This window comes from Corynebacterium sp. MSK071, from assembly GCF_030232125.1.
GTDB classification, from domain to species: Bacteria; Actinomycetota; Actinomycetes; order Mycobacteriales; family Mycobacteriaceae; genus Corynebacterium; species Corynebacterium kefirresidentii.
In genome coordinates, this window is the sequence record NZ_JASPJA010000012.1 from 39,864 (window position 1) to 64,834 (window position 24,971).

Consider the following 24,971-nt stretch of genomic DNA (forward strand, 5'->3'; position numbering starts at 1 on the left):
CCTCCCAGGCTAGTAGACTTCCAAGCCCTTCGAGCGGAAGACGTCGCGGATTTTCTCCACGTCCTCCGGCTTTGGCGGCTTCGTGTCTGCCAACTGGTAGGTCATATCTAGACCTTCCCACTTGTCTTTGCCCATATTGTGGAAGGGCAAAACCTCGACGCGTTCGACGTTAGATTTCCAACGCGCCACGATATTGGCCACATTTTCCACGTTCTCTGGCGAGTCCGTGAGGTCAGGCACCACTACGAAGCGGATCCATACCGGCTTACCTATCTTGTTCAACCTGTCGCCGAAGTCCAGTGTTGGCTGGAGCTGGCGTTGGGTGACCTTGCGGTAAGTCTCCTCGTCGCCCGACTTGACGTCGAGAAGCACGAGGTCGATATTGTCTAGGTCCTCGTCGCGCAAGCGCGCGCCCAAGTACCCAGCCGTATCGATGGTGGTGTGAATACCCGCATCGTGGACTTCCTTAAGCACGCGGCGCGTGAAGGAAATCTGGAAGAGGGGTTCGCCACCGGAGATGGTCAGACCGCCACCGGAAGCTTGGAAGATGGGCTTATAACGCTTGATGCGCTTGACCACATCCTCGACCCGCTCCAGTGTGCCGGTCTTCATCTCCCAGGTGTCTGGATTATGGCAGTACTGGCAGCGCAGTGGGCATCCGGACATGAACATTGTCATGCGGGTTCCCGGGCCATCGACGGCGGTCACGAGCTCCCAAGAGTGCACGAGGGCGATATCGCCGGTACGGCGCGCCTCCATGAGCTCCGGGCGGGTAATGTCATCGAGTTGTGCATTATCTCCCAGGCCCGCAGCTACGCCGCGGACACGCTCTCCTTCTTCCGGAGAGAGGGTGACAACACCAGTAACGCCATCAGCCATGATTAAGAACCCTGGTGGAAGGTGCGGGAGATAACGTCGAGCTGCTGCTCCTTGGTCAGCTTGACAAAGTTCACAGCGTAGCCAGAGACGCGAACGGTGAGGTTCGGGTACTTCTCTGGGTGCTCAACGGCGTCCTCGAGGGTGGACTTGTCCAGCACGTTGATGTTGGCGTGGTACAGACCAGAGTTCATCTGGTGTGCATCGCGGTTTGCCTTCATTGCTGACATGCGGTCTTCGAAAGTTGGGGTTGCCATGATTTTCTCCTTTTCGAGATGGTTGAGGGTTGAGTGGTTTTTACTTCTCCATGATGAAGCCGGCATCCAGAACGCCCACCAAGTTATTGATGCGCTCTTCTGGGGTGCGGCCCAATCCGGAAGGAGTAATGGTGTTGGTCAGCGAGATGCCGTCCAAGGCGTCCTTGTAATCCAGCTTGCCGACGGACAGCATGGAAGCAACCATGCCGTGGCTGTCGGCACCGTTTTCAGGGTTAGCGCCTGGGGAGAACGGCGTGCCGGCCTTGTGGCCCGACGGGAAGGCGCCTGTTGCCTTGCCGTAGACCACGTTCGAGGTAATGGTCAGCACGGACTGGGTTGGGATGGCGTTGCGGTACATCGGGATGGCCTTAATCTTTTCCATCACGGTGTGGACAATGGTTGCGGCGATGTCATCGGCGCGGTCATCGTCGTTGCCATAGAACGGGAACTCGCCCTCGGTGACGTAGTCCGTAATCAGGCCGGTCTCGTCACGGACCGGGGTGACCTTGGCGTACTTGATAGCAGCCAGGGAGTCGGCGACGATGGACAGGCCGGCGATGCCGCAGCCCATGGAGCGTACGATATTGGAATCGTGCAGCGCCATCTCGACTGCCTCGTAGGCGTACTTGTCGTGAGAGTAGTGGATGATGTTGAGGGCCTCAACATAGGTGCCAACAACCCAGTCCAGCATCTCTTCGTACTTCTGCCAAACTTCATCGAAGTCCAGCGGGCCATCGCCCTTGATGGGCTCGTAGCCTTCTACGACCTGCTTGCCGGTTACCTCATCGCGGCCACCGTTGATGGCGTAAAGCAGAGCCTTAGCGGCGTTCACACGAGCGCCGAAGAACTGCATCTGCTTGCCCACTTCCATCGGGGAAACACAGCAGGCAATTGCGGCGTCGTCGCCCCACTGCTCACGAATCTGGCGGTCAGACTCGTACTGGATGGAGGAGGTCTCAATCGAGATGTGGGCACAGAATTCCTTGTAGCCCTCTGGCAGCTTTGGATCCCAGAAAATGGTGATATTTGGCTCTGGTGAGGGGCCAAGGTTTACCAGGGTCTGCAGCAGACGGAAGGAGGTCTTGGTGACCATGTGGCGGCCGTCGTTGCCGAAGCCAGCATCAGACCAGGTTGCCCAGTACGGGTCGCCGGAGAAGATCTGGTCATAATCGATGGTGCGCAGGAAGCGGACGATGCGCAGCTTGAGAACCAGGGAGTCGATGATTTCCTGGGCGTCTTCCTCGGTGATGATGCCAGCGGCGAGGTCGCGCTCGAAGTAGCAATCGAAGAAGGCGGACAGGCGGCCGATGGACATTGCGGCGCCATCCTGGGACTTAATGGATGCCAGGTAGCCGAAGTAGGTCCACTGTACTGCCTCATGAGCGGTCTTAGCCGGCTTGGAGATGTCGAAGCCGTAGGACTCAGCCATCTTCTTGAGCTTCTTCAGGGCCTTGATCTGCTCGGAGTGCTCCTCGCGGAAGCGTGCCCAGTGCTCAGAGAAGCCAGCGTCTGCGACAGAATCGCGGGAAGCCTGCTTTTCCTCGATCAGGTAGTCCACACCGTAGAGAGCCACGCGGCGGTAGTCACCGATGATGCGGCCACGGCCGTATGCATCCGGCAGGCCGGTGATGATGTGTGATGAACGAGCAGCACGGATGCGCGGGGTGTAGATATCGAAGACCGCATCGTTGTGGGTCTTGCGGTAACGGGTGAAGATCTTCTCCACCTCAGGGTCGACTTCCTTGCCTGCTTCGCCGATGGCCTGCTTGACCATGCGCCAGCCACCGAACGGCATCATGGCGCGCTTCAGCGGGGTATCGGTCTGCAGACCGACGATGACGTCGTCGTCCTCTGAGATGTAGCCGGCCGGGAAAGCGTCAATGTCGGTCGGGGTGTGGGTGTCAACATCGTAGACGCGCTTTTCGCGCTCGACGGACAGGTAGTTCTTCTCCAGGGTCTCCCAGACGCGCTTGGTCTTTTCGGTCGGGCCCGCCAGGAAGCTGGAATCGCCGTCGTACGGCGTGTAGTTACGCTGAATGAAGTCGCGGACGTTGATGCCCTCGGTCCATGGACCGGACTCAAATCCCTTCCACGCTTCAAACTGTTGAGGCTGCGTTGCGGTAGTCATAATTCCCTTCTTTCGGGCGAATTTCTATCAGGGGTAAATGCCGCTTTTTCGAGCCACAGCACCAAGCCCCTCTGGCCTCAATTGTTGACTACATCAGCGGTAATAACAAGTTCAGCAGACGTTGGAAAGGCTAAATATAAACCGGTCGTGTTGTTTCGCTGGTTAGTGATTTCATGCAGAACGCACGTACGTCTTAGATCGGGGGTGAACTAGCCCCGAACGTGTTCCTCATCACCCCGATTTTTTGGCCGCTACCTGCACGAACCTCTACTGTTAAACCCGTTCAGCTTCGCTTCCGCACAAAGGAGGACTTCGTGGCTTCCCAGCCCAAGCATCCAGTAGATACCGTCCCACCCGCCCCCAAATTAGCTGCCTTAGGCGTGCAGCACGTATTGGCCTTTTATGCCGGGGCGGTTATCGTTCCGCTGCTCATCGCCGGCTCGCTTAACCTGGATGCGGAAACCACCATCCACCTCATCAATGCGGACCTTTTGACCTGTGGCATAGCAACGATCATTCAGTCTATGGGCGTCGGCAAGCGCATTGGCGTGCGCCTGCCCATCGTGCAGGGCGTAACCACTACGGCCGTCTCCCCGATTATTGCCATTGGCCTGGGCGCAACCGACGGCGAAGGCGGGGTGGCCTCGCTGCCGACCATTTATGGCGCCATCATCGTCGCCGGCCTGTTTACTTTCTTCGCGGCGCCGGTCTTTGGCAAAGTGCTGCGTTTCTTCCCGCCGGTGGTCACCGGTTCGGTCCTGCTGGTGATGGGCACTTCACTATTGGGGGTTTCGGCCAATGACTTTGTCAATTACGCCGAGGGAGTTCCAGCCACCCGTGACCTGCTCTACGGTTTTGGCACGCTCGCGGTCATCGTTTTGGTGCAGCGTTTTTCCTCTGGCTTCCTAGGCACCCTGGCCGTGCTCATCGGCCTAGTCTTGGGTACGGGCGTGGCGCTCGTGCTAGGCGACGCCTCCTTTAGCGAAGTCTCCTCCGCCCCCGCTCTCGGTATCACCACCCCGTTCTACTTCGGCATGCCAAAGTTCGACGTGGTGGCTATTTTCTCGCTCATCATTGTCATGATCATCACCATGGTGGAGACCACTGGCGATGTCTTTGCCACCGGCGAGATTGTAAAAAAGCGCATCCGCCGCGATGATGTCGTGCGCGCCATCCGCGCCGATGGCCTGTCCACCCTGGTGGGCGGCGTAATGAATTCCTTCCCGTATACCTGCTTTGCACAAAACGTCGGTCTGGTCCGCCTGACCAGCGTGAAATCGCGCTGGGTGGCCGTGGCTGCCGCCGGATTCATGATGGTATTGGGTATTTTGCCCAAGGCCGGTGCGGTCGTGGCCGCCATCCCGTCCCCTGTGCTTGGCGGCGCCTCCCTGGCGCTTTTCGCCAACGTAGCGTGGGTGGGCCTACAGACCATCGCCAAGGCCGATCTTTCCGATGGCCGCAATTCCGTCATCGTCACTTCCGCGCTCGGCTTAGCCATGCTGGTGACCTTCAAGCCGGATATCGCCACCGCCTTCCCGGAGTGGGCGCAAACCTTCGTCTCCTCCGGCATGTCCATCGGCGCCATTACGGCCATCGTGCTTAACCTGCTGTTCTTCCACACCGGGGGTAAGCAGGGCACGCAGGTGTCTCGGGCCGTCGGCAAGAGCGTAAGCCTACAGCAGCTCAACAATGCCTCCCGCGAGGAATTCGTCTCCGCGCTGCGCCCGCTGTTCAATAACGAGACGTGGCCGCTCGAACTGGCGTGGGAGTCTCGGCCTTTCAGCGATGTCAATGAGCTGCGCGCCGCCATTCAGGTAGCCGTGCTAACCGCGGATGATTCCCGCCGTGCTGCCCTCATCCACGATTACCCGGCCATGGATGAGCTGCTGCTTGCCGACGCCGACGAAGCCGCCACCATCTCCGCCGACCGCGGCTCCTTGGGGCTAACCGACTTGGATGATGTGCAGACCGAGCGCATTACCGAGCTTTCCGCCGCCTACCGCGAGCGCTTCGATATGCCCTTTGTGGCTTATCTGGATACCAATGACACCGTTGACCGCGTCATTGACGCCGGCGTACGCAGGCTGGCTAACTCCCCAGAGCAGGAGTACCGCACCGCGCTGGGTGAGATCGTAGAGATTGCCAACGACCGCTTCGATATCTTGCTAGCCGATGCCAACCCGGTCCGTTCTTCCTGGGACCGCAAGTTCACCGAGGTGGACTAGCTAACGGAAGGAAAAATCTACCTCAGCCTCCGGGTCCACGCCGGAAATAATGCCGGTGTAGAACTGCTTGGCCTGGCTTTGGAGGACATCGCGATTATCCGCGATGTCCTTTTTCTTTTTGTCCTCATCCAGAATCTTGGTGATGGTTTCCGCTTTATCGATATCCGGGGTAATCCAGCTCAGCGCGCCACTATCGTCCACCGCGGTTTCGAAGTTCTCATCCGAGTGGCCAATGAAAATGAACTCGGGGACCTGCACGCGGAAATGGTGCGGGGATTCCTCTTCTACGTGCACCCGGGATCCTTCAATGCCGAGCTTCGCGCGGTAGGAGTACTTGATGTATTGGGTACGCTCACTGCCTGGGACCTGCCAATTCCACAGCGTGCTGGTGGCGGACTCCTCCGATAATCCCTCAATCCCCAAGGAGACGAGCACCACTTGTTCCTCGCGCTCCACGGCCTTGATGACCTTGGTATTGCTCGATTCGGTCTCCACGTCCACCGGTTCCCGGACTTGCCACACCACCACCGCAGCTACCGCCAGGGCGGCGATGAGAATGACAGCGATAAGGGTGGAAAACAGCTTTTTCATAATGCCCATCTTAGGGTGAAATACGGACGGTGATATGCGAAAACGCCGCCGGCCACGAGGGTCGACGGCGCCTATGGTGCGCCCGGTGAGACTTGAACTCACACGTCATAAGACACTAGAACCTAAATCTAGCGCGTCTGCCAATTCCGCCACGGGCGCGGGGGACTTGACATAGTGTACACGGTGGGCGGGTAATCCAGAAACCAGGGGTGTTCTGTTTTCCGGCCGCTGGTGGGTAGGGTGGAACGCGTGAGCACTCAAGAGGAACAGAAAAACAAGCGCGTGCAGGTGCGATGGTGGCACATCCTCCTCATCGCGTTTTTCGTCGTGCTCTTCCTATTCCTGGCCTATTGGCAATGGACCCGCTTCCGCTCCGGCTCGGGCACCTTCCAAAACCTGGGCTATGCCTTCCAGTGGCCACTGTTTGCCGTGTTCGTGGTTTATGCCTATCGCACCACGCTGCGCTATGAAAACGAGCGCCTCGCGGCCGAGGAAGAAGCCCGCGACATGCATGACACAGACAAAACCGCCCCGGCCGACGCTCCCACACAGCCGCAGGCAGAAACCAAAATTGATGAGGATTTTTTGCCCCAGCGGCCCCAGATGGATGTGGAAACGTTCAACGCCATGAATACCCCGCGCCGCCGGCGCGGCGAGAATGAAGAAAGCTGATTATGACCAATAAAGTTCACCCCGCCCGCCAAGCCCGCATCCGCGGACCCTTGAAGTTTTTCTCCATCGCGGCCACTGTGACCGGTATCTTCTTGATCATCCTGGTCATCCGCATGGTCTGCCAGTACATCATTGGCATGGATATCCCCGAGTGGGCCACCTATATCGCGATCGTGCACGGCATCGCGTACATGACCTACCTGCTGTCCATCCTCATCCTCGGCCCGCGCGCGCTGTGGCCGGTGGGCAAGCTCTTTACCACCGCCCTTGCGGGCGTGGTGCCCTTCCTGTCCTTCTGGATGGAGCACAAGCGCCGCAAGGAAATCACGGAGGAGTTCCAACTCTAAGAGTTGTGAACAAGCTCCGCGATGGCGGGGACAAGTTGACTAAGAGCGCGGCCGCGATGCGAGACCGCGTTCTTTTCTTCTGGGGACATCTCTGCAGCCGATCGGGACTCGCCTTCCGGCTGGAAGAGCGGGTCAAAACCAAAGCCGTTTTCCCCGCGCGGCTCGCGCAAGAAGCGGCCTTCCCAGCGGCCCTCGGCCACGTGCTCTGCGCCTTCGGGCGTGACGAGCGCGCAGACCGAGACAAAGGCTGCGGCACGGCGCTCATCAGGGACATCGGCCATCTGCGCCAAGACTAAGTCATTATTGGCCTGGTCATTGCCGTGCTGGCCGGACCAACGGGCGGAAAGCACGCCGGGCATGCCGTTGAGCTCTTCGATAGCGAGGCCCGAATCATCCGCCACGGTGGCATAACCGGTAGCGGCCACGCCAGCACGGGCCTTGATGAGCGCATTATCGGCAAAAGTGCGGCCATCTTCTACCGGTTCTGGATAAGGTTCCACGGCGGAAAGCGGGCGCAGCTCGACGCCCTCGATGCCGGCATCAGCCAGAATCCGTTCCAGCTCGCCGAGCTTCTTAGGGTTATTAGATGCGACGAGAATTACCACCCCAGCGCCGCCTTCTGTGCGGCGATGAGTTCGCGGCAGCCCTTCTGCGCTACGTCGAGCATCTCGTTGAGCTCCTCTCGGCCAAAGAGACCGTGCTCACCGGTGCCCTGGATTTCAACGAAGTCGCCGGATTCCTGCATTACTACGTTGAGGTCGACCTCGGCGCGGGAGTCTTCCTCATAGGGCAAATCGAGGCAGATTTCACCATCAATAATGCCTACCGAGACCGCAGCGATGGGATCAAGTAGCGGCTCGCCGGGGACGACGCCCTCGGCTTTGAGGTGCGCGATGGCGTCAGCCAGCGCAACATAGGCGCCGGTGATAGAGGCAGTGCGGGTGCCGCCATCAGCCTGGAGGACGTCGCAATCGAGCTGAATGGTGTTCTCCCCTAGCTCCTCCAAGTCCACTGCGGCGCGCAGGGAGCGGCCGACGAGGCGAGAAATTTCATGCGTGCGGCCCTTGACCTTGCCCTTCATGGATTCGCGCGGCATGCGATCGTGGGTGGCGGAAGGCAGCATGGCGTACTCGGCGGTAAGCCAGCCTTCACCGGAATCGCGCTTGAAGCGCGGCACGCCATATTCCACGGATGCGGTGCACATGACGCGGGTATTGCCAAACTCCACCAGCACGGAGCCGGCAGGGTTGGTAGTGAAATTGCGGGTAATGCGGACGCTGCGCATCTGGTCCAGCGCGCGCCCATCGGCACGAGTAAATTCAGTCATGCCGTCCAGCGTATCTTAGAACTCCATACCCGCGGCGCCGAGGATAATCTCACCGTCGAATTCGGAGCGAGCGGCCTCCAAGGTAGCTTGGGCATCGCCCCACGGTTGGATGTGGATGAGCACGAGCTTGCCCACGCCCGCCTCGCGCGCCGCCCTGCCAGCTTCCGCGCCCGACATATGCATATCCGGTGCCATCCCCTCCGAGCTCGCGCCCCAGGCTGCCTCACAGAGGAAAATGTCGGCGCCCCGTGCGGCGTCGACAAGCGCGGGCGTATATGAAGAATCACCGGAGTAGGTGATGGTCTGGCCCGTCTTAGTATGTTCCACGCGCAAAGCATAGGCCTCTACCGGGTGGGTGACCGGGAAGGGAGTGATATATACATCGTCGACAAGCTGGCGCTCGCCCGGCTCCCATGCGCTAAAGGCGAAGGTATCGGACATGTCATCGATGCCATCGACCTCATCGGAAGACAGGCGGCCCAGGTGCGTCGGCGTAGCCTCCGGCCCGAAGCACATATTTCTTGAGGCCGCGGGCGCCGTGGGATGGAAGCGGCGCCACACCATCAGAGAGGGGAAATCCAGGCAGTGATCGGCATGCAGGTGACTAAAAGCCACGTGCGCATCGCAAGGATCCTGCTGCTGTTCCAGCTGCGCTAAGGTGCCAGGGCCCATATCGAGGACGATGGACGGCGCATTATCGAAGGACAGCAAATAGCCGGAGGCGGGGTTCTGGGCGGTGGGGACGCTACCGGAGCAGCCTAAGATGGTCAGCTTCATGGGCTCAATAGTTCCATGAAATCGCCCCGCATGCGTACTCAACGTGCAAACGGGGGAGAAATTTGCACCTACTTATGCAATCCGCGGGCCGAGAAAGCGCGTGGCAAGGCGGGCAAAGGCTTCCGGGTCACCGGTCGATTCAAAGGTGTGGACCGGCTGAGTATCCGCAGGGGCCAACATATCGGTTTCCGTGAGAATCCGCATAACGTCCTTGGTGGTTTCCTCCGAAGATGTCACCAGCGAGACATTATCGCCCATAGCTAGCTGGATGATGCCGGTCAACAGCGGATAATGCGTACAGCCCAAGACCAGCGTGTCTACTCCTTGTGCTTGGAGCGGGGCCAAGTAGCCCTCAGCGACGCCGAGGATCTGGCGGCCGGCGGTAATACCGCGCTCGACAAAGGGAACAAAATCCGGGCAGGCGGTAGCAAATGCCTGCACCTTCGGGTTGAGCGCAAAAAGGTCCTGATAGGCGCCGGATTTGATGGTGCCCTCGGTGCCGATGACGCCGATTTTTCCGTTGCGCGTGGTGGACATGGCACGGCGCACCGCGGGGCGGATGACCTCCACAATGGGGATATCGTAGCGCTCGCGTGCATCATGCAAGAAGGCAGCGGTGGCCGTATTGCAGGCTATGACCAGCATCTTGCAGCCACGTTCCACCAGCCGATCCGCCACGTCCTGAGAAAAAGCGCGGACTTCTGAGATAGGCCGCGGTCCGTAGGGGCTATGGGCAGTATCGCCGGTATAGATGACAGATTCCTGCGGCAGCTGTTCCATCACTGCGCGTGCCACGGTGAGCCCGCCCACGCCGGAATCAAAGATGCCAATTGGAGAGGTTGCGGTAGGCATTAGCGCTTCACTGCCTTAACCGGATCGTCCGAGGTAATGGTCATGCCGGCTAGAATGCCGCCGATGGCGCCGAAAAGGTGGCCTTGCCAGCTCACTCCCTCGTAGACGGGCAGCACGCCCCACACCAAGCCGGAATAGGCAAAGCCGAGAACAATGCCCAAAATGGTCTGGATGAGCGATCGATTGAAGATACCGCGCACAATCAGATATGTCAGCCAGCCATAGACCAAACTGGACGCCCCGATGTGGGAGGTACCGGGGCCACCAATGAACCACGTGCCAAGGCCTGCGACCAGAGTGGTAATCAGGGTAACTTCCCACCAAGCCTTGCGGCCGGACAGGCCGATAAGGAAGCAGAAAATGGCGCCGGGCACCGAATTGGACATGAGGTGCTCAAAGTTTGCATGCAGCAGTGGGGCGGTAAAAATGCCCCAGATGCCGTTGAAGTCCAGCGGGCGAATGCCGTAATTGGATAGCTGGCCGCCAAAAAGGAACGCGTTAATAATGTGGACCGCCCACTCCACCACGAGGAAGCCAAAAGCTATAGAAAATCCGGTGGTGATGCGCCCGCTGCGAGTGTATTTTTTGGAATCGCCACGATTGACCTGGCCCGCGGGCGCCGGCCGGTAGTTAAATGTTCCACCTGAAGTCATAATGCGCCTTATCTTAGTCCAGCAGATCGCGGTACACGCTCAAGCCCAAGCCAGGCTCGGCGGCGGTAACCGCGTTGACAATCGCTTCCTCCACGGCATCGGCGGCAGCGGCGCAAATCTGGGTCATTATCTGCGTGCTGAGTTCGGCCGGGCGCTGCGCGGTGGATAAGGCGAAGATGGTGTCACCATCTAGCGGTGAATGCGCAGGACGCACCGCGCGGGCGATGCCATCGTGGGCAGTCATGGCCAAGCGCTGGGCTTGGGCAGTGTTAATGGGGGCGTCGGTAAGCACGGCACCGATGGTGGTATTGAGTTTGGACTCCGCTGGATGTGGCAAGGCGCGGTAGGCAGCAGCATTGACCGCGGTGCTCCCTGGCGCACCGTAGAGCCGGCCGGACTGCGGATCGATGACCTCACCCACAGGGTTGGCGACCATCGCGGCGCAAACCTCGTAATGTCCTACCCGGCGCGTAGCTAGGCCGAAGCCACCCCGCAGCTTGCCGGCGGTAGCACCCACGCCGGCTCCCACCGTGCCCATGGTTTCATCATTGCCCGCCAGCGCGGCTCGGAGCGCGGCCGCGCCCTCTTCCGGCCCGGGTCGGGAAGGCCCGACCAATAGGTCAAAAATGACGGCGCCGGGAACGATGGGCACACGCGGACCGGGTTTTTCCTCGCCGAAGACCGGGAAGCCAATCCCCTGCTCTGCCAGCTCATTCATGACGCCGTCCGCAGCCGCCAAGCCAAAGGCGGAGCCACCCGACAACACCACGGCGTGGACTCGCTCGACCGTATTATGTGGTTGCAAAAGATCCGTCTCGCGGGTGCCTGGACCCCCACCGCGCACGTCGACGCTGCCGAGCGCGCCGCCCGGCCCGCAATAGAGCACCGTGACGCCGGTATCGGTGCCGCTAAAATGCCCGATGCTAATGCCGCCCAGCATTAATCCATCAGCACCTGAAGTAGCGAATCCTGGCAAAAGGCCAGCCATTCCACCAGGCTATCGCGGTCCAACATCAGGTTGTCATCAGAAACATCGCCCGCCGCAACGTAGAGGCGCAGATCGTTTAGGCCGGCAACGAAGGCGTGGGCCTCCTGCTCATTAATGCTGACCTCTACCCCACCGGTGGGGCCGAGGGCCGTGCCGATCACCTGGAGGTTTTCCAATTTGGCGCGCGCAATGTCATTTTCGTGCAGCGACCGCAGCAAAGAAGCATCGCCTTCGTATTCCTCATCGCCGGGCATTTCAAAGTCTGGAAAGAGGCGGGCCAGTGAAGGATCTTCTGGGGCTTCCGTATGCCCAGTAGGCATATCCAGCATCTCTGCTAGCTCATCCTTAGGTGCGGACTGGGCGCGCCCGATGATGGCCTCAGAGACGGTAGCGGTGAGTTCTCCCAACACCTCGCGCTCCATCGGCTCAAAGACAGCCGTAATTTTTGGCGCGCGCATAAGGGACTTCTTTTTCTTCCACGGTTGCATCTATTTAACCTGCCTGCTGCATCGTCGCCCACAGACCAGCGATCTGGAGCTTTTTCACGTCCGCTTCAATCTTGTCGCGCTCGCCGCTGGACACGGCGGCCTTGCCCTCAGTATGGACCTGCATCATAAGTTCATTGGCCCGCTTCTTGTCGTATCCCAAAACCGTTTGGAATACATAGGACACGTAGCTCATGAGGTTGACTGGGTCATCCCACACGATGCACATCCACGGGAGGTTCTCGCTCGTGGCCACATCTACGTCGATTTCTTCGTCCAATTCGGGCGTAGCCATAGGAGAGCTCATGCGGACTACGGGAAATTGCGCCTTCATGCTTTCTAGCCTAACCACTTTTGGGGATTTATTGTGGGCCAGCCCGATCTGGCTGCGGACAATCTAGGTTCAAAGAATCTAAACCTCTGAAAAACACCTAGTCAGTGGGTATTATCACTCACGTGAATGACAAAGCTATTCCTAATGATCGCTCCACCGCTTTACTGACGGATAAATACGAGCTCACTATGCTCCAGGCCGCGCTGCGAGACGGCTCGGCAAACCGCCAGGTCACCTGCGAGGTATTCGGCCGCCGTCTGCCCAATGAGCGCCGCTACGGCGTGGTTGCCGGCACCGAGCGGGTCCTGCGGGCGGTGGAGGATTTCCGCTTTTCAGCCAATCAATTGGCAGAGATGGACTTCCTGGATGAGAAAACCAAGGAATACCTGCGTCACTACCGCTTTTCTGGGCAGATTGACGGCTACCGCGAGGGTGAACTCTATTTCCCCAACTCCCCCATCTTGACGGTGCGCGGCACCTTTGGAGAGTGCCTCATTTTGGAGACCGTTATTTTGTCCATCATGAATGCCGATTCCGCGGTGGCCTCGGCCGCCTCCCGCATGGTCACGGCGGCCGATGGCCGCCCGATTATCGAGATGGGTTCGCGCCGCACCCACGAGTATGCGGCGGTAACCTCCGCCCGCGCGGCCTACCTGGCTGGCTTCGAAGCCACCTCCAATTTGGAGGCGGGCTACCGCTACGGCATCCCTGTCTCCGGCACCGCGGCCCACTCCTGGACTTTGGCGCACACAAACCCGGATGGCACTCCGAACGAAGAGGCCGCCTTCCGTTCCCAGATCGAGACCTTGGGCGTGGACACCACGCTGCTCGTAGATACCTATGACATCACCAAGGGCGTAGTAACCGCAGTGAAAGTAGGTGGCCCGCAGCTAGGTGGGGTCCGCATAGATTCCGGTGACTTGGGCGCCGTTACCCGCCGCGTGCGCAAGCAGCTCGATGATTTAGGCAACCACAACACCAATATCGTGGTGTCTTCTGACCTTGATGAGTTCGCTATCGCCGGCCTGCGCGGCGATCCGGTAGACGTCTACGGCGTCGGTACGTCCGTGGCAACCGGGTCCGGCGCGCCCACCGCCGGCATGGTCTACAAGGTCGTAGAAGTAGACGGCATCCCAGTGGCGAAGCGCTCTACTTCCAAGCAATCCGTAGGTGGCGCCAAGCGTGCTCTGCGCACCTACCGTTCCTCGGGCGTGGCGGTGGAAGAGATCGTCTATCCCTTTGACGCGCCCGCGCCAGATACCGGCCAGCTCGATACCCGCGAGATGACCATTCCGCTCATGCGCGATGGACACATCGTTGACGACCTGCCGGATCTGCATACCTCCCGCGAATATTTGGATCAGGCCCGCAAGACCCTGCCGTGGGAAGGCCTAGCGCTCTCCCGCGATGAAGCGGCCGTGCCTACACGGATGGTGGGCTTTAAAAAGTAGGCCGCTAGACTGTGTGGGGTGAGTGAGCACGCAGATGAGCCCCTAAACCTTGACACGGAAACGCTGCTAGACAAGGCCGTTGCTGCGTTGGGTGGCAGCCAGCGCGAAGGCCAGGTGCGCATGGCCACGGCCGTCGCGGCCGCGCTCGATAAGGAGCGCCACTTAGCAGTGCAGGCCGGTACCGGCACCGGTAAGTCGCTGGCCTACCTAGTCCCGGCTATCCGGCATGCAATGAACTCAGGGTCCACTGTCATCGTCTCCACCGCGACCCTGGAATTGCAGCGCCAGCTGGTGGAGCGCGATCTGCCCCGGCTCACGAAGGCCCTTGCCCCCGTTATGGAGCGCACTCCTACCTTCGCCATCATGAAGGGCCGCAATAACTACTTGTGCATGAATAAGATTGCGGCGACCCCGGATGATCCGGAAGCTCTTATCGACGAATCCGAAATCTCCCGCCGCGGCAAGGCCGTGCGCCGCATCCACGAGTGGGCACAGGAAACCGAAACTGGTGACCGCGATGACCTCGAGCCAGGTGTACCGGACCTGGTGTGGCGGGCGGTGTCGGTAACGTCAAACGAGTGTTTGGGGGCTTCGCGTTGCCCGCACGGGCCAGACTGTTTTGCGGAAGAGGCTCGCCGGGCGGCTGCCGACGTCGATATCGTGGTCACCAACCACGCCATGCTGGCCATCGACGCTATCTCTGAGGCAAATATTTTGCCCGAACACGACGTGGCCATTATCGATGAGGCCCACGAGCTCGACGGCCGGATCACCTCCGTGTCCACCGCGGAGATTACTACCCGCGCCATCAAGATGGCCGCCAACCGCGCGAAGTCCTTAGGCAATGCCGGCAATCTTTCGGATCTGGCCGAGGAATTCGATGACCTGATGAAAATCCAGGAGCCCGGGCGGTGGACCGACTTGGATGAAACTTCGCAGAGCCACCTGCGCGCGCTTGCCGAAGAGTTCCTGCGCGTTAAGTCTCTCGTTTCACGCGCCCCCGAAGGCGAGGCCACCGATGACCCAGAAAAGAACGCCGAGCGCCAAAACTTAAGCAACCACCTCTCCGACCTCGCGCAAGCCGTATCACGCATGCTGGAGGTCTTCGCCACCGATGACCCAGCCAAGCAGGACGACGTAGTCTGGCTCGAACGCGATCCGCGCAGCGACGCCGAAACCCTCGCCGTGGCACCCCTGTCCATCGCCCACATGCTGCGCGAGAACCTCTTTGGGGAACAAACTGTTGTGCTTACCTCGGCCACTCTCGCCCTCGGCGGCCGCTTTGATGCTATGGCCGCACAGTGGGGCATGCCGAGCGGCACCTATGACACCTTGGACGCGGGCACGCCCTTCGACCCAGCCAAATCCGGCATTTTATACACCGCCAAGCATCTGCCCGCTCCGGGCCGCGATGGGCTGTCTAAAGAATCGATCGAGGAGATCTATGAGCTCATCATGGCCGCCGGCGGGCGCACTCTCGGATTGTTTTCCTCTCGCCGGGCCGCGGAAGAAGCAGCCGCCGCGCTCAAACCCCGTATCCCGTTTGACCTCTTCGTGCAGGGCGAAGATTCCATCGGTGCGCTAGTAGAGAAATTCTCGCAGAAGGAAAACTCCTGCCTCTTCGGAACGCTTACCCTATGGCAGGGCGTGGACGTGCCAGGGCCGGCGTGCTCGCTGGTCATCATCGACCGCATTCCATTCCCTCGCCCAGACGATCCCCTCATGCAGGCGCGCGCCCAAGCAGCCGATGCCGCCGGCCGCTCCGGGTTCATGGAGGTCTCCGCCAATCACGCCGCCTTGCTGATGGCGCAGGGAGCCGGCCGTCTGCTGCGCCACGTGACCGATCGCGGCGTGGTCGCCGTGCTTGATAACCGCCTAGAGTATAAGCGCTACGGCAGCTTCCTCAAGGCCTCCATGCCGCGCTTTTGGCAGACCACTGACGCGAGCACGGTCCGGGGTGCGCTTAAGCGATTGGTCGCCGCAGGGCGCACACGGTAGCCGAGTCTGGCGCGATTTCCGTAAAGCCGGCGTCAACGATGACCACGGCGCCGTCCTGTGCGCAGGCGGTGCGAAAATCCGTCGCGGAAACCTCGCGCACCGAAAGCCGAAAGTCAGTTTCTGCCCAGTCGCGTGCTTCATCCACCGACATCGCAGCGGCCAGCATCATCGAGCCGTGGCCTACCTGTGCCGCGACTTTGCCCGCAGACATGTCGAGGCTGCGGTCGACGTAGATAACGGGGGCATCGCTAAGCGGAGCTCCGGGTTCGTCATAGGCAAGGTCGGTGTGGCCGATCTGCAGCTTGGCAATGAGAGGATCCACCTCTGCTACGGCCGAGGGCGCAAAAGCACGGGCGCGGTCCGCTACGGTCACGCCGGGCAGGCTTTGTACATCGCGCCACGCTTTATTGCGCGCGCGGCGGACGATCTTGCGGATGCGGTGGCCATACCACTGCCCCAGCGCCTGCGCGAAGGCGCCGTCCTCGCCCGCGCGCTCGTCGAGGCACACCGCCACCACAGCGCGCGCGGCCGCTTCTAGCACCGCCGTACGTGTCGGCGGCTCCTGCTTCGGCAGATTAAGCGCAATCTGCATAGCTTGAATCGTGGCCGGATCATCTGGGTTCTCGGGATCATCGCGCCAGGAGCGTGAATCACAGGCTTCCACCAAACGCTGATGCGCTCTGTCGAATTTATTCATCAACAACCTCCTCGGCCGGAATACCCAAAATTTGCAGGACCTCATCCAGCCGCCGGTGGTTTACAGAGGTATCCGCCACTTCCTGCAGGGCCGGTTTAGCATTAAAGGCAATCCCCAGCCCAGCAGCAGAAATCATATCGATATCATTGGCGCCATCGCCCACGGCCACCGTCTGCCGCATATTTACCCCCGAATCCGCGGCGAACTCCCGCAGGAATTCCTCCTTCGCTTTGCGGTCAACCACCTTGCCGGTCACCCGGCCGGTGAGCTTCCCATCTGCGATCTCCAAGGTATTGGCGCGCACATAGTCCAATTCCATCTCCGCAGCTAGGCCCTCTAATACTTGAATGAATCCGCCGGAGACCACCGCAGTGCGGTAGCCAATGCGATTCAACGTGGCGATGGTTTCCCGGGCGCCTGGAGTCAAATGAATATCGCGGGCCACCTCATCGATAATGGCGGCATCCAGCCCTTCCAGCACGGCGACGCGCTCACGCAGGGAAGCCTCAAAGTCCAGCTCCCCGCGCATGGCCCGGGCCGTTACTGCGGCAACCTCGTTCTCCTTTCCGGCATGGGCGGCCAGCATCTCGATGACCTCGCCTTGAATGAGGGTGCTATCGCAGTCGAAGCACACCAAACGCTTGGAACGCCGACCCAGGCCCGCGGGCTCAATGGCGATATCGATGCCGATCTGCTGCGCCAGCTCCGCTAATGCTTGGCGCACAGGTGCGGCGGAACCATCGAGAGATAGGAAAAGCTCCAGCCCGGTCAACGGAGAGGTCGAAAGCCCGCGGATGCGATCGATATTGGCATCGAAGTTGGCCAGTACGCGGGCAACTTCCTCCATGTGATGGGCGGTAACCTGCGTGCCCATGAGGACCACCACATAGCTCGAGCGGGCTCGAGCGGTGGATTCTTCCTCCCGCAGGTCTACGGATACCTGCTGACCGTAAATGCTCAAAGTATTGCGCAGCCCCTGTGCAATTTGCTCGGCGCGCGCACCAGGAATGCGGGTATGGGCAGCGAGGGTAATGCGGCCGGAAAAGATGGCCTGTTCGACGTCGACAAGCGTGGCGTTATGGGACGCCAGAACGCGAAAAAAGGCCGCCGAGACCCCGGGCTTATCCGGCCCGCTGGTGGTGATGACTGCATTGGTATCAGCTTGAGTACTCACGCCGCCCATTATCGCACGTGGGGGTACAGAAGATACGCCAAAGCCGCCTCCCATTGCCCATTAAGGGCTGGGAGGCGGCTTAAGTCAGGAGTTTGTGCGAGTTACTTCGCTTTAGTGGCTACCCACGTGTGCTTCCTCGCGCATGCGCTGAACCATATGCGGGTAGTGCAGCTCGAAGGCCGGACGCTCGGAGCGGATACGCGGCAGGGACACGAAGTTGTGGCGCGGCGGTGGGCAGGAGGTTGCCCACTCGAGGGAGTTGCCGTAGCCCCATGGGTCATCCACGGTGACAATCTCGCCGTAGCGCCAGGACTTGAATACGTTCCAAATCAGCGGGATGACGGAGGCGCCGAGGACGAAGGAGAAGATGGTGGAAATCTGGTTGAAGACCGTGAAGCCATCAGACTCCAAGTAGTCAGCGTAACGACGCGGCATACCCATGTTGCCTACCCAGTGCTGAACCAAGAAGGTGCCGTGGAAGCCGATGAAGGTCAGCCAGAAGTGAATCTTACCCAAACGCTCATCCAGCATACGGCCGGTCATCTTCGGGAACCAGAAGTACAGACCCGCGAAGGCGGAGAACACAACGGTACCGAACAGGGTGTAGTGGAAGTGAGCAATCAAGAAGTAGGACTCAGCCAAGTGGAAGTCCAATGCCGGGGATGCCAGCATAACGCCGGTCATGCCGCCGAAGAGGAAGGTTGCCATGAAGCCCATAGCGAAGATCATCGGGGTATCCCAGGTGATGTGACCCTTCCACATGGTGCCGACCCAGTTGAAGAACTTAACGCCGGTAGGCACCGCAATAAGGAACGTCATGAAGGAGAAGAACGGCAGCAGGATAGCGCCGGTAACGAACATGTGGTGAGCCCACACAGCCATGGACAGGGCGCCGATGGCCAGCAGTGCGAAGACCAGGCCGATGTAGCCGAAGACCGGCTTGCGGGAGAAGACCGGAACAACCTCAGAAACAACGCCGAAGAATGGCAGTGCAAGGACATAAACCTCAGGGTGGCCGAAGAACCAGAACAGGTGCTGCCACAGGATGCCGCCACCGTTAGCGGAATCGTAGATGTGGCCGCCCAGCTTGCGGTCATACAGGACGCCCAGTGCTGCAGCGGTCAGCAGCGGGAAGATCATCAGCACGATGGCGGATGCGGTGAATACGGCCCAGCTGAATACCGGCAGGCGGAACATGGTCATGCCCGGTGCGCGCAGGGTCAGAATGGTCGTAATCATGTTGATAGCGGAGGCAATGGTACCAACACCGGTAGCGCCCACGCCGACGATCCACATATCCGCGCCGATGCCCGGGGTGTGGACGCCATCAGCCAGTGGCATGTACATGGTCCAGCCGAAGTCAGCTGCGCCACCTGGGGTGACGAAGCCCAGCAGCATCACGGTGCCGCCCAGCAGGGTAACCCAGAAGCCGAAAGCGTTCAGTCGGGGGAAGGCCACGTCCGGCGCGCCGATCTGCAGCGGCAGGATGTAGTTACCAAAGCCCCACACAACTGGTGTTGCAAACAGCAGCAGCATCACGGTGCCGTGCATGGTAAACAGCTGGTTGAACTGCTCATTGGACAAGAACTGAAGACCCGGGGTGAACAGCTCCGCGCGGATCAACAGTGCCATAAAGCCACCAAGGAAGAAGAAGCTGAAGGACATGATCAAGTACATGATGCCCAGCTGCTTGTGGTCGGTGGTGGTTAGAAATACCCAAGCCTTTGAACCGGTCTTCGCATTACCGGTTGGCTCTGGACGTGTAGGGGCGACGTAATCGTCGACCCGTGGCGCCACAGCGGTCATAAAATCCTCCTGATTAACAAAGTGTCTGTGGGCAGGGCCCACCTACACCTAGGTTTACTCGCATTATATTAGGCCATTTTCCCCTGTTCTTTCCAGCTTCCCCCAATAATGAGCCGCACGACCACGCCTCGACACTAACCACATCTTTCACATAGGCCCTGCACGTGGCGCGGCCGCCAATTCTGGCACGGATTTTCGGCCCCCAATTACCGTGCTATATGTCACAGACGCGCTTAATTGTGCACCCCCAAAACGCGAAAACACACCCCCGCTCGTTATCAACCTTTCGATTGATTTAGAGCAGAAGGTGTGCCGCTAGACCACGCTGATCAGCGGGAATGCTTAGAAGTCCCAGTCATCATCCGTGGTGTCCTCAGCCTTGCCAATGACATAGGAGGAACCAGAGCCAGAGAAGAAGTCGTGGTTCTCGTCAGCATTCGGCGAAAGCGAAGACAAAATGGCCGGGGAAACGCGAGTCTCGTCTGCTGGGAAGAGCCCCTCGAAGCCCAAATTATTCAGCGCCTTATTGGCGTTATAGCGCAGGAAGCGCTTAACGTCCTCGGTCCAGCCCAAGTCATCGTAGAGATCCTCGGTGTAGTCGATCTCATTGTCATACAGGTCGTAGACCAAGTCGAAGGTGTATTCCTTCAGCTCCGCCTGGCGCTCCTCATCCAGCTGCTTATAGGCCTGCTGGAACTTGTAGCCAATGTAGTAGCCGTGCACGGCTTCATCGCGGATAATCAGGCGAATGATATCGGCGGTATTGGTGAGCTTCGCGCGGGAAGAGAAGTACATCGGTAGATAGAAGCCGGAGTAGAACAAGAAGGACTCCAGCAAAGTGGAGGCCACCTTCTTCTTCAGCGGATCCTCGCCCTTGTAATAGGACAAGATGATCTTGGCCTTCTTCTGCAGGTTCTCGTTTTCTTCGGACCAGCGGAAGGCATCGTTGATCATGGGTGTGGACGCCAAGGTCATAAAGATATTGGAATAGGACTTGGCGTGCACGGACTCCATAAACGCAATGTTGGTGTAGACCGCCTCTTCGTGCAGGGTCTGGGAATCCGGGAGGAGGGAAATCGCACCGACGGTGCCCTGGATGGTATCCAGCAGCGTCAGGCCGGTGAAAACCCGCATGGTGGTTTCCTTTTCCTTCTCCGTCAGCGTCTTCCAGCTGGGAAGGTCATTGGAGACTGGGACCTTTTCTGGCAGCCAGAAATTACCGGTGAGGCGTTCCCATACCTCGAGGTCCTTTTCATCCGGGATGCTATTCCAGTTAATAGCCTTAACTGGCTTTTCATGACTAGAAACGTAGTCATCGTACTCGTGCGACACGCGGCGTCACTCCAATACTAAAAACGACAAATTCAGGTTCCCAGCATACCCAATTCGCCCGCCCTCCAAACCATTGTGCTGGATACCACTTACCTATACTGATCTCAATTACTTCGGAGCATGCAAAGAAAGGATTTCCGCATGAGTGCCACCCCTCCCCTGCTGGGTTCCGTGGTGGATAGGCTCGGCGCCGAGATCGTGGGCGGAGACATCGCCGAGGGCGAGCGGTTTCGTCTGGGGGACGTCGAAAAGCGCTTTGGCATCTCCCGCACCGTGGCTCGTGAAGCCATGCGCACGCTCGAACACCTCGGCATGGTCCGCTCTGGGCGTCGCGTGGGAATCACGGTGCTGCCGATGGATAGTTGGGCAGTATATGACCCGGCGATCATTGGTTGGCGGTTAAATAATGACAAAACCCGCGGGCAGCAAGTGGCACGCCTCAACGAGTTGCGGCTGGGAATTGAACCGGTGGCGGCCCGACTCGCAGCCGGCAATGCCAGCGCCCAGCAGCGGGCGGAACTCCTTCGCCTCGCCGCGCGTTTAGCCGAGCTAGAATCCACTCCTTCCCCGCGCGTGGGCGAGGAACTGGAAACCGATCTGCGTTTCCACACTTTAATTTTGCGGGCTTCCGGCAATGAGATGCTGGCCGCGCTCGCCCCTTCGCTAGTAGCCATGCTCAAGGGCAAGTCCGTCTTTGGTTCCCGCAAGCGCGATCCCATAGGCGGGACCACACAACTGCACATGGAGCTGGCCCGCGCCATTGATGCTGGGCTTGCCGACGCCGCCGAAAGCACTTCCCGCACCATCCTCGACCGCACCAGGGCAGAAAACGGTTAAACGCCTCGATGCACGTCCTTCCCCACGACGTGCATCGAGGCGTTCAACCTACGGTTTAGAGCATGCAGGATACGCAGCCCTCGACCTCGGTGCCCTCCAGCGCCATCTGGCGCAAGCGGATGTAATACAAGGTCTTAATCCCCTTGCGCCACGCATAAATCTGCGCACGGTTGACATCGCGGGTGGTTGCGGTGTCCTTGAAGAAGAGGGTGAGCGATAGACCTTGGTCCACGTACTTGGTGGCTACGGCATAGGTATCGACGATCTTCTCGAAGCCGATCTCATAAGAGTCCTTGAAGTACTCCAAGTTGTCATTATCCATGTGCGGCGCCGGGTAGTAGACGCGACCGATCTTGCCTTCCTTGCGGATCTCAATCTTGGAGGCAATCGGGTGGATGGATGAGGTGGAGTTATTGATATAGGAAATCGAGCCCGTCGGTGGCACTGCCTGCAGGTTGCGGTTATACAGTCCGTACTTGGCCACGTCCTGCTTCAACTCCTCCCAGTCCTGGGCGGACGGAGTGTGGATCGATGAGGACTCGAAAAGCTCCTGGACTTTCTTGGTCTGCGGCTTAAACTCTTCCGGATCGTAGCGGTCGAAGAATTCGCCGGAGGCGTACTCGGACTGCGGGAACTCCTTAAAGTACTCACCGCGCTCGCGGGCAATCTTATTAGAAGCACGCAATGCCGCATACAGCACGGCCGCGAAGTAGGCATTAGTGAAATCCAAGCCTTCTTCCGAGCCATACTCGATGTGCTCGCGACCCAAGTAACCGTGGAGGTTCATCTGGCCCAAGCCGATAGCATGGGACTCGTCGTTTCCGCGGCGCACAGACGGCACGGAATCGATGGACGTCTTATCCGCCACAGCGGTCAGGCCACGGATGGCAGTCTCCACCGTAGTGGCGAAGTCCGGCGAATCCATGGTCATCGCGATATTCAGCGAGCCCAGGTTACAAGAGATATCGCTGCCCAGCTCCTGGTAGGTCAGATCCGCATTGAATTCGGAAGCGGAGTTAACCTGCAGGATCTCCGAGCACAGGTTGGACATGTTGATCCACGACGTCTTTACCGGATTGGCGCGGTTCACGGTGTCCTCGAACATGATGTACGGGTAGCCGGACTCGAATTGCAGCTCTGCCACGGTCTGGAAGAAGTGACGGGCGTTGATCTTCTTCTTACGGATGCGTGGGTCTTCTACCATCTCCTCATAGTGCTCAGTAACGGAGATGTCACCGAAGGCCTTGCCATAGACGCGCTCTACGTCATACGGCGAGAAGAGGTACATATCGTCATTGCGCTTGGCCAGCTCGAAGGTGATATCCGGCACGACGATGCCCAGCGAGAGGGTTTTAATGCGGATTTTCTCGTCCGCGTTCTCACGCTTGGTATCCAGGAAGTCCATGATGTCTGGGTGGTGCGCATTGAGATAGACCGCACCAGCGCCCTGGCGGGCACCAAGCTGGTTGGCATAAGAGAAGGAATCCTCCAGCAGTTTCATTACTGGGATAACACCGGAAGACTGGTTCTCAATGTGCTTAATGGGCGCGCCGGATTCACGAATATTAGACAGCAGCAGGGCCACGCCGCCGCCGCGCTTGGAAAGCTGCAGCGCGGAGTTGATGGAGCGTCCAATGGACTCCATATTGTCCTCGATGCGCAGCAGGAAGCAGGACACGAGCTCGCCACGCTGGGCCTTGCCGGCGTTGAGGAAGGTTGGGGTGGCCGGCTGGAAACGGCCGTTCATAATCTCGTCCACAAGGCGCTCTGCCAAGCCAGTATCACCATCTGCCAAGAATAGGGCGGTCATGGAGACACGATCCTCAAAGCGCTCGAGGTAGCGGCGACCATCAAAGGTCTTCAGCGTGTAGCTGGTGTAGTACTTATACGCGCCCAGGAAAGACTTGAAGCGGAATTTATAGGAATAAGCGCGCTTAAAAAGCTCCTTAATAAAGGAGAAGTCATACTGCTCGATGACTCGTGGGTCGTAGTACTTGTTATTAATCAGGTAATCGATCTTTTCTTCCAGATCATGGAAGTAGACCGTGTTTTGATTAACGTGCTGCAGGAAGAATTGGTTTGCGGCCTCGCGGTCTTTATCAAACTGAATCTTGCCGTTTGCATCGTAGAGATTCAGCATCGCGTTGAGAGCGTGGTAGTCCAACTGCTCTTCCGGCTTTACTGGCTCGGCGACGGTCTTCCCCAATTGCGTACTCACAGCTGACAAGGCCTTTCTTAAAAATCAGGATCTTTATTTAAGTCGTGGTGGGTGCTAGGCCGCGGCCTCGAGCCCAAGCTCGGCGGCGTTAGCCATTAAGCCTTCACGACAAATTTTTATATCGTCATCGTTTCCCAGCAACTCGAAACGATATACATAGGGCACTTTACATTTGGCACTGATGACGTCACCAGCCTTGCCAAAGTCGGCGCCAAAATTGCTATTACCACCCGCGATTACCGCGCGAATGAAACTGCGGTTGTGCTCATCATTAAGGAACTTAATTACCTGTGAGGGCACGGGACGGGAATTTTGGTGGCTAATGGACGCGCCCCCGCCATAGGTGGGACACACCAAGACATAAGGTTCGTTGACCTTGAGGGGCTCCTCCGTGCGGCGCAGCGGAATGCGCGCGCTGGGAAAGCCCAGTTTCTGCACGAACCGGTGCGTATTTTCCGTTGCGGAGGAAAAATACACGACCAACATCGCTACTGGCCTCCCCTACCCCTTAGGCGGATGCCGCTAGGGAAGCCAGGCCCTTGATACGGTCTGGGCGGAAACCAGACCAGTGCTCACCGTTGGCCTCAACTACTGGGGCCTGAACGTAACCCAATGCCATTACGTAGTCGCGAGCCTCGTCATCGGCCGAGATATCGACGAGGTCGTACTCGAGGCCGGCACGATCGAGGGCCTTCTTGGTGGCGTTGCACTGGACGCACGCTGGCTTGGTGTAAACGGTGATAGACATATAGATCCTTAAAGCTCCTGCATTGAAAACTCGTCAGAACGGGGAGCGTTTCCCGCTTATTCGGGCGCTTCCTGCGCCGCTCTGAACAACATCAACGACACTATACTTTGGGGGAAAGACCCGCAACCAACACAATATATAGTAGTTACAAGCATGGTATTCCCAGGATGACACACCCCCAGGCCCCACATGTTGACC

At 59.0% G+C, this 24,971-nt stretch carries 25 protein-coding genes and 1 tRNA gene; 6 read left to right on the forward strand and 20 right to left on the reverse strand.

Annotated elements, in window-relative coordinates:
* Positions 1 to 9: 9 nt before the first annotated feature.
* Genes pflA through pflB form a run of 3 tightly spaced genes read right to left on the reverse strand, consistent with a single transcriptional unit; the run spans position 10 to position 3,261 of the window.
* Positions 10 to 879: a pyruvate formate-lyase-activating protein gene (gene pflA, locus QP990_RS10210; RefSeq protein WP_049360991.1), complete on the reverse strand. Its 870-nt coding sequence runs from the start codon at positions 877 to 879 to the stop codon at positions 10 to 12.
* A gap of 2 nt (positions 880 to 881) precedes the next feature.
* Entirely contained in the window at positions 882 to 1,133 is a 252-nt protein-coding gene (grcA2, locus tag QP990_RS10215; protein ID WP_005323969.1) for an autonomous glycyl radical cofactor GrcA2, read from the reverse strand.
* A gap of 40 nt (positions 1,134 to 1,173) precedes the next feature.
* A complete protein-coding gene (gene pflB / locus QP990_RS10220) occupies positions 1,174 to 3,261 on the reverse strand; it encodes a formate C-acetyltransferase (protein ID WP_239270266.1) in 2,088 nt (695 codons plus the stop codon).
* Positions 3,262 to 3,575: 314 nt separating this feature from the next.
* Here pflB and QP990_RS10225 point away from each other — a divergent pair, with 314 nt between their 5' ends.
* On the forward strand, positions 3,576 to 5,486 hold the full coding sequence (locus QP990_RS10225; protein ID WP_239204927.1) for a solute carrier family 23 protein: 1,911 nt from the start codon (positions 3,576 to 3,578) through the stop codon (positions 5,484 to 5,486).
* Here the strand turns inward: QP990_RS10225 and QP990_RS10230 are convergent, their stop codons facing one another.
* Positions 5,487 to 6,077 (reverse strand): hypothetical protein, encoded by a 591-nt coding sequence (locus QP990_RS10230; RefSeq protein ID WP_284799127.1) that lies wholly within the window; start codon positions 6,075 to 6,077, stop codon positions 5,487 to 5,489. It abuts the gene before it with no gap.
* A 74-nt stretch (positions 6,078 to 6,151) separates the two neighbouring features.
* Positions 6,152 to 6,236 (reverse strand) — tRNA-Leu (locus QP990_RS10235).
* A 90-nt stretch (positions 6,237 to 6,326) separates the two neighbouring features.
* Between QP990_RS10235 and QP990_RS10240 the strand changes: the two genes are divergently transcribed.
* Both QP990_RS10240 and QP990_RS10245 read left to right on the forward strand, forming a co-directional pair.
* Entirely contained in the window at positions 6,327 to 6,749 is a 423-nt protein-coding gene (locus QP990_RS10240; protein WP_284799128.1) for a hypothetical protein, read from the forward strand.
* A gap of 2 nt (positions 6,750 to 6,751) precedes the next feature.
* Positions 6,752 to 7,096 carry a DUF3817 domain-containing protein gene (locus QP990_RS10245; protein ID WP_023020867.1) on the forward strand — a complete coding sequence of 115 codons (345 nt, stop codon included), beginning with the start codon at positions 6,752 to 6,754 and terminating at the stop codon, positions 7,094 to 7,096.
* On the opposite strand, the gene rdgB is transcribed toward QP990_RS10245, so the two are convergent.
* The 8 genes from rdgB to clpS all read right to left on the reverse strand — a co-directional run bounded on the left by rdgB (position 7,093) and on the right by clpS (position 12,512).
* Positions 7,093 to 7,701 carry an RdgB/HAM1 family non-canonical purine NTP pyrophosphatase gene (rdgB, locus tag QP990_RS10250; protein WP_284799129.1) on the reverse strand — a complete coding sequence of 203 codons (609 nt, stop codon included), beginning with the start codon at positions 7,699 to 7,701 and terminating at the stop codon, positions 7,093 to 7,095. The two genes, QP990_RS10245 and rdgB, sit on opposite strands and share 4 nt — an antisense overlap.
* Positions 7,695 to 8,423, reverse strand: a complete 729-nt coding sequence (rph, locus tag QP990_RS10255; protein WP_005323955.1) for a ribonuclease PH — start codon at positions 8,421 to 8,423, stop codon at positions 7,695 to 7,697. Before rph ends, rdgB begins: the two co-directional genes overlap by 7 nt.
* Positions 8,424 to 8,438: 15 nt before the next feature.
* Entirely contained in the window at positions 8,439 to 9,200 is a 762-nt protein-coding gene (locus QP990_RS10260; protein WP_023020865.1) for an MBL fold metallo-hydrolase, read from the reverse strand.
* A gap of 72 nt (positions 9,201 to 9,272) precedes the next feature.
* Complete coding sequence (murI, locus tag QP990_RS10265; protein ID WP_023020864.1) at positions 9,273 to 10,052, reverse strand: glutamate racemase; 780 nt, start codon at positions 10,050 to 10,052, stop codon at positions 9,273 to 9,275.
* The gene (locus QP990_RS10270) at positions 10,052 to 10,705 is read right to left on the reverse strand and encodes a rhomboid family intramembrane serine protease (protein ID WP_284799130.1); all 654 of its coding nucleotides are present in this window, start codon (positions 10,703 to 10,705) and stop codon (positions 10,052 to 10,054) included. Before QP990_RS10270 ends, murI begins: the two co-directional genes overlap by 1 nt.
* A gap of 13 nt (positions 10,706 to 10,718) precedes the next feature.
* Positions 10,719 to 11,645 (reverse strand): P1 family peptidase, encoded by a 927-nt coding sequence (locus QP990_RS10275; protein ID WP_284799145.1) that lies wholly within the window; start codon positions 11,643 to 11,645, stop codon positions 10,719 to 10,721.
* Positions 11,645 to 12,181 carry a DUF2017 domain-containing protein gene (locus tag QP990_RS10280; RefSeq protein ID WP_284799131.1) on the reverse strand — a complete coding sequence of 179 codons (537 nt, stop codon included), beginning with the start codon at positions 12,179 to 12,181 and terminating at the stop codon, positions 11,645 to 11,647. The genes QP990_RS10275 and QP990_RS10280 overlap by 1 nt, the downstream gene beginning before the upstream one ends.
* A gap of 4 nt (positions 12,182 to 12,185) precedes the next feature.
* Positions 12,186 to 12,512 (reverse strand): ATP-dependent Clp protease adapter ClpS, encoded by a 327-nt coding sequence (gene clpS / locus QP990_RS10285; RefSeq protein WP_023020860.1) that lies wholly within the window; start codon positions 12,510 to 12,512, stop codon positions 12,186 to 12,188.
* Positions 12,513 to 12,634: 122 nt separating this feature from the next.
* Between clpS and QP990_RS10290 the strand changes: the two genes are divergently transcribed.
* Together QP990_RS10290 and QP990_RS10295 are read left to right on the forward strand one after the other, a co-directional pair.
* On the forward strand, positions 12,635 to 13,963 hold the full coding sequence (locus QP990_RS10290; protein ID WP_284799132.1) for a nicotinate phosphoribosyltransferase: 1,329 nt from the start codon (positions 12,635 to 12,637) through the stop codon (positions 13,961 to 13,963).
* Positions 13,964 to 13,981: 18 nt separating this feature from the next.
* Positions 13,982 to 15,961 (forward strand): ATP-dependent DNA helicase, encoded by a 1,980-nt coding sequence (locus QP990_RS10295; protein WP_284799133.1) that lies wholly within the window; start codon positions 13,982 to 13,984, stop codon positions 15,959 to 15,961.
* Here QP990_RS10295 and QP990_RS10300 read toward each other — a convergent pair.
* The 4 genes from QP990_RS10300 to nrdF all read right to left on the reverse strand — a co-directional run bounded on the left by QP990_RS10300 (position 15,927) and on the right by nrdF (position 20,970).
* Positions 15,927 to 16,658, reverse strand: a complete 732-nt coding sequence (locus QP990_RS10300; protein ID WP_023020857.1) for an aminoacyl-tRNA hydrolase — start codon at positions 16,656 to 16,658, stop codon at positions 15,927 to 15,929. The two genes, QP990_RS10295 and QP990_RS10300, sit on opposite strands and share 35 nt — an antisense overlap.
* Positions 16,651 to 17,841 carry a phosphoserine phosphatase SerB gene (serB, locus tag QP990_RS10305; protein ID WP_034655508.1) on the reverse strand — a complete coding sequence of 397 codons (1,191 nt, stop codon included), beginning with the start codon at positions 17,839 to 17,841 and terminating at the stop codon, positions 16,651 to 16,653. The genes QP990_RS10300 and serB overlap by 8 nt, the downstream gene beginning before the upstream one ends.
* Before the next feature lie 102 nt (positions 17,842 to 17,943).
* The gene (gene ctaD, locus QP990_RS10310) at positions 17,944 to 19,638 is read right to left on the reverse strand and encodes a cytochrome c oxidase subunit I (RefSeq protein WP_023020855.1); all 1,695 of its coding nucleotides are present in this window, start codon (positions 19,636 to 19,638) and stop codon (positions 17,944 to 17,946) included.
* 342 nt (positions 19,639 to 19,980) lie between these two features.
* Positions 19,981 to 20,970 carry a class 1b ribonucleoside-diphosphate reductase subunit beta gene (nrdF, locus tag QP990_RS10315; protein WP_023020854.1) on the reverse strand — a complete coding sequence of 330 codons (990 nt, stop codon included), beginning with the start codon at positions 20,968 to 20,970 and terminating at the stop codon, positions 19,981 to 19,983.
* Positions 20,971 to 21,111: 141 nt separating this feature from the next.
* Between nrdF and QP990_RS10320 the strand changes: the two genes are divergently transcribed.
* A complete protein-coding gene (locus tag QP990_RS10320) occupies positions 21,112 to 21,807 on the forward strand; it encodes a FadR/GntR family transcriptional regulator (RefSeq protein WP_086588427.1) in 696 nt (231 codons plus the stop codon).
* Positions 21,808 to 21,862: 55 nt separating this feature from the next.
* Here the strand turns inward: QP990_RS10320 and nrdE are convergent, their stop codons facing one another.
* The 3 genes from nrdE to nrdH are packed head-to-tail and all read right to left on the reverse strand — an operon-like array spanning position 21,863 to position 24,773.
* Positions 21,863 to 24,025, reverse strand: a complete 2,163-nt coding sequence (nrdE, locus tag QP990_RS10325; RefSeq protein ID WP_259825326.1) for a class 1b ribonucleoside-diphosphate reductase subunit alpha — start codon at positions 24,023 to 24,025, stop codon at positions 21,863 to 21,865.
* 54 nt (positions 24,026 to 24,079) lie between these two features.
* Complete coding sequence (gene nrdI, locus QP990_RS10330; protein ID WP_023020851.1) at positions 24,080 to 24,511, reverse strand: class Ib ribonucleoside-diphosphate reductase assembly flavoprotein NrdI; 432 nt, start codon at positions 24,509 to 24,511, stop codon at positions 24,080 to 24,082.
* A gap of 22 nt (positions 24,512 to 24,533) precedes the next feature.
* Complete coding sequence (nrdH, locus tag QP990_RS10335; RefSeq protein WP_023020850.1) at positions 24,534 to 24,773, reverse strand: glutaredoxin-like protein NrdH; 240 nt, start codon at positions 24,771 to 24,773, stop codon at positions 24,534 to 24,536.
* Between the last annotated feature and the right edge of the window lie 198 nt (positions 24,774 to 24,971).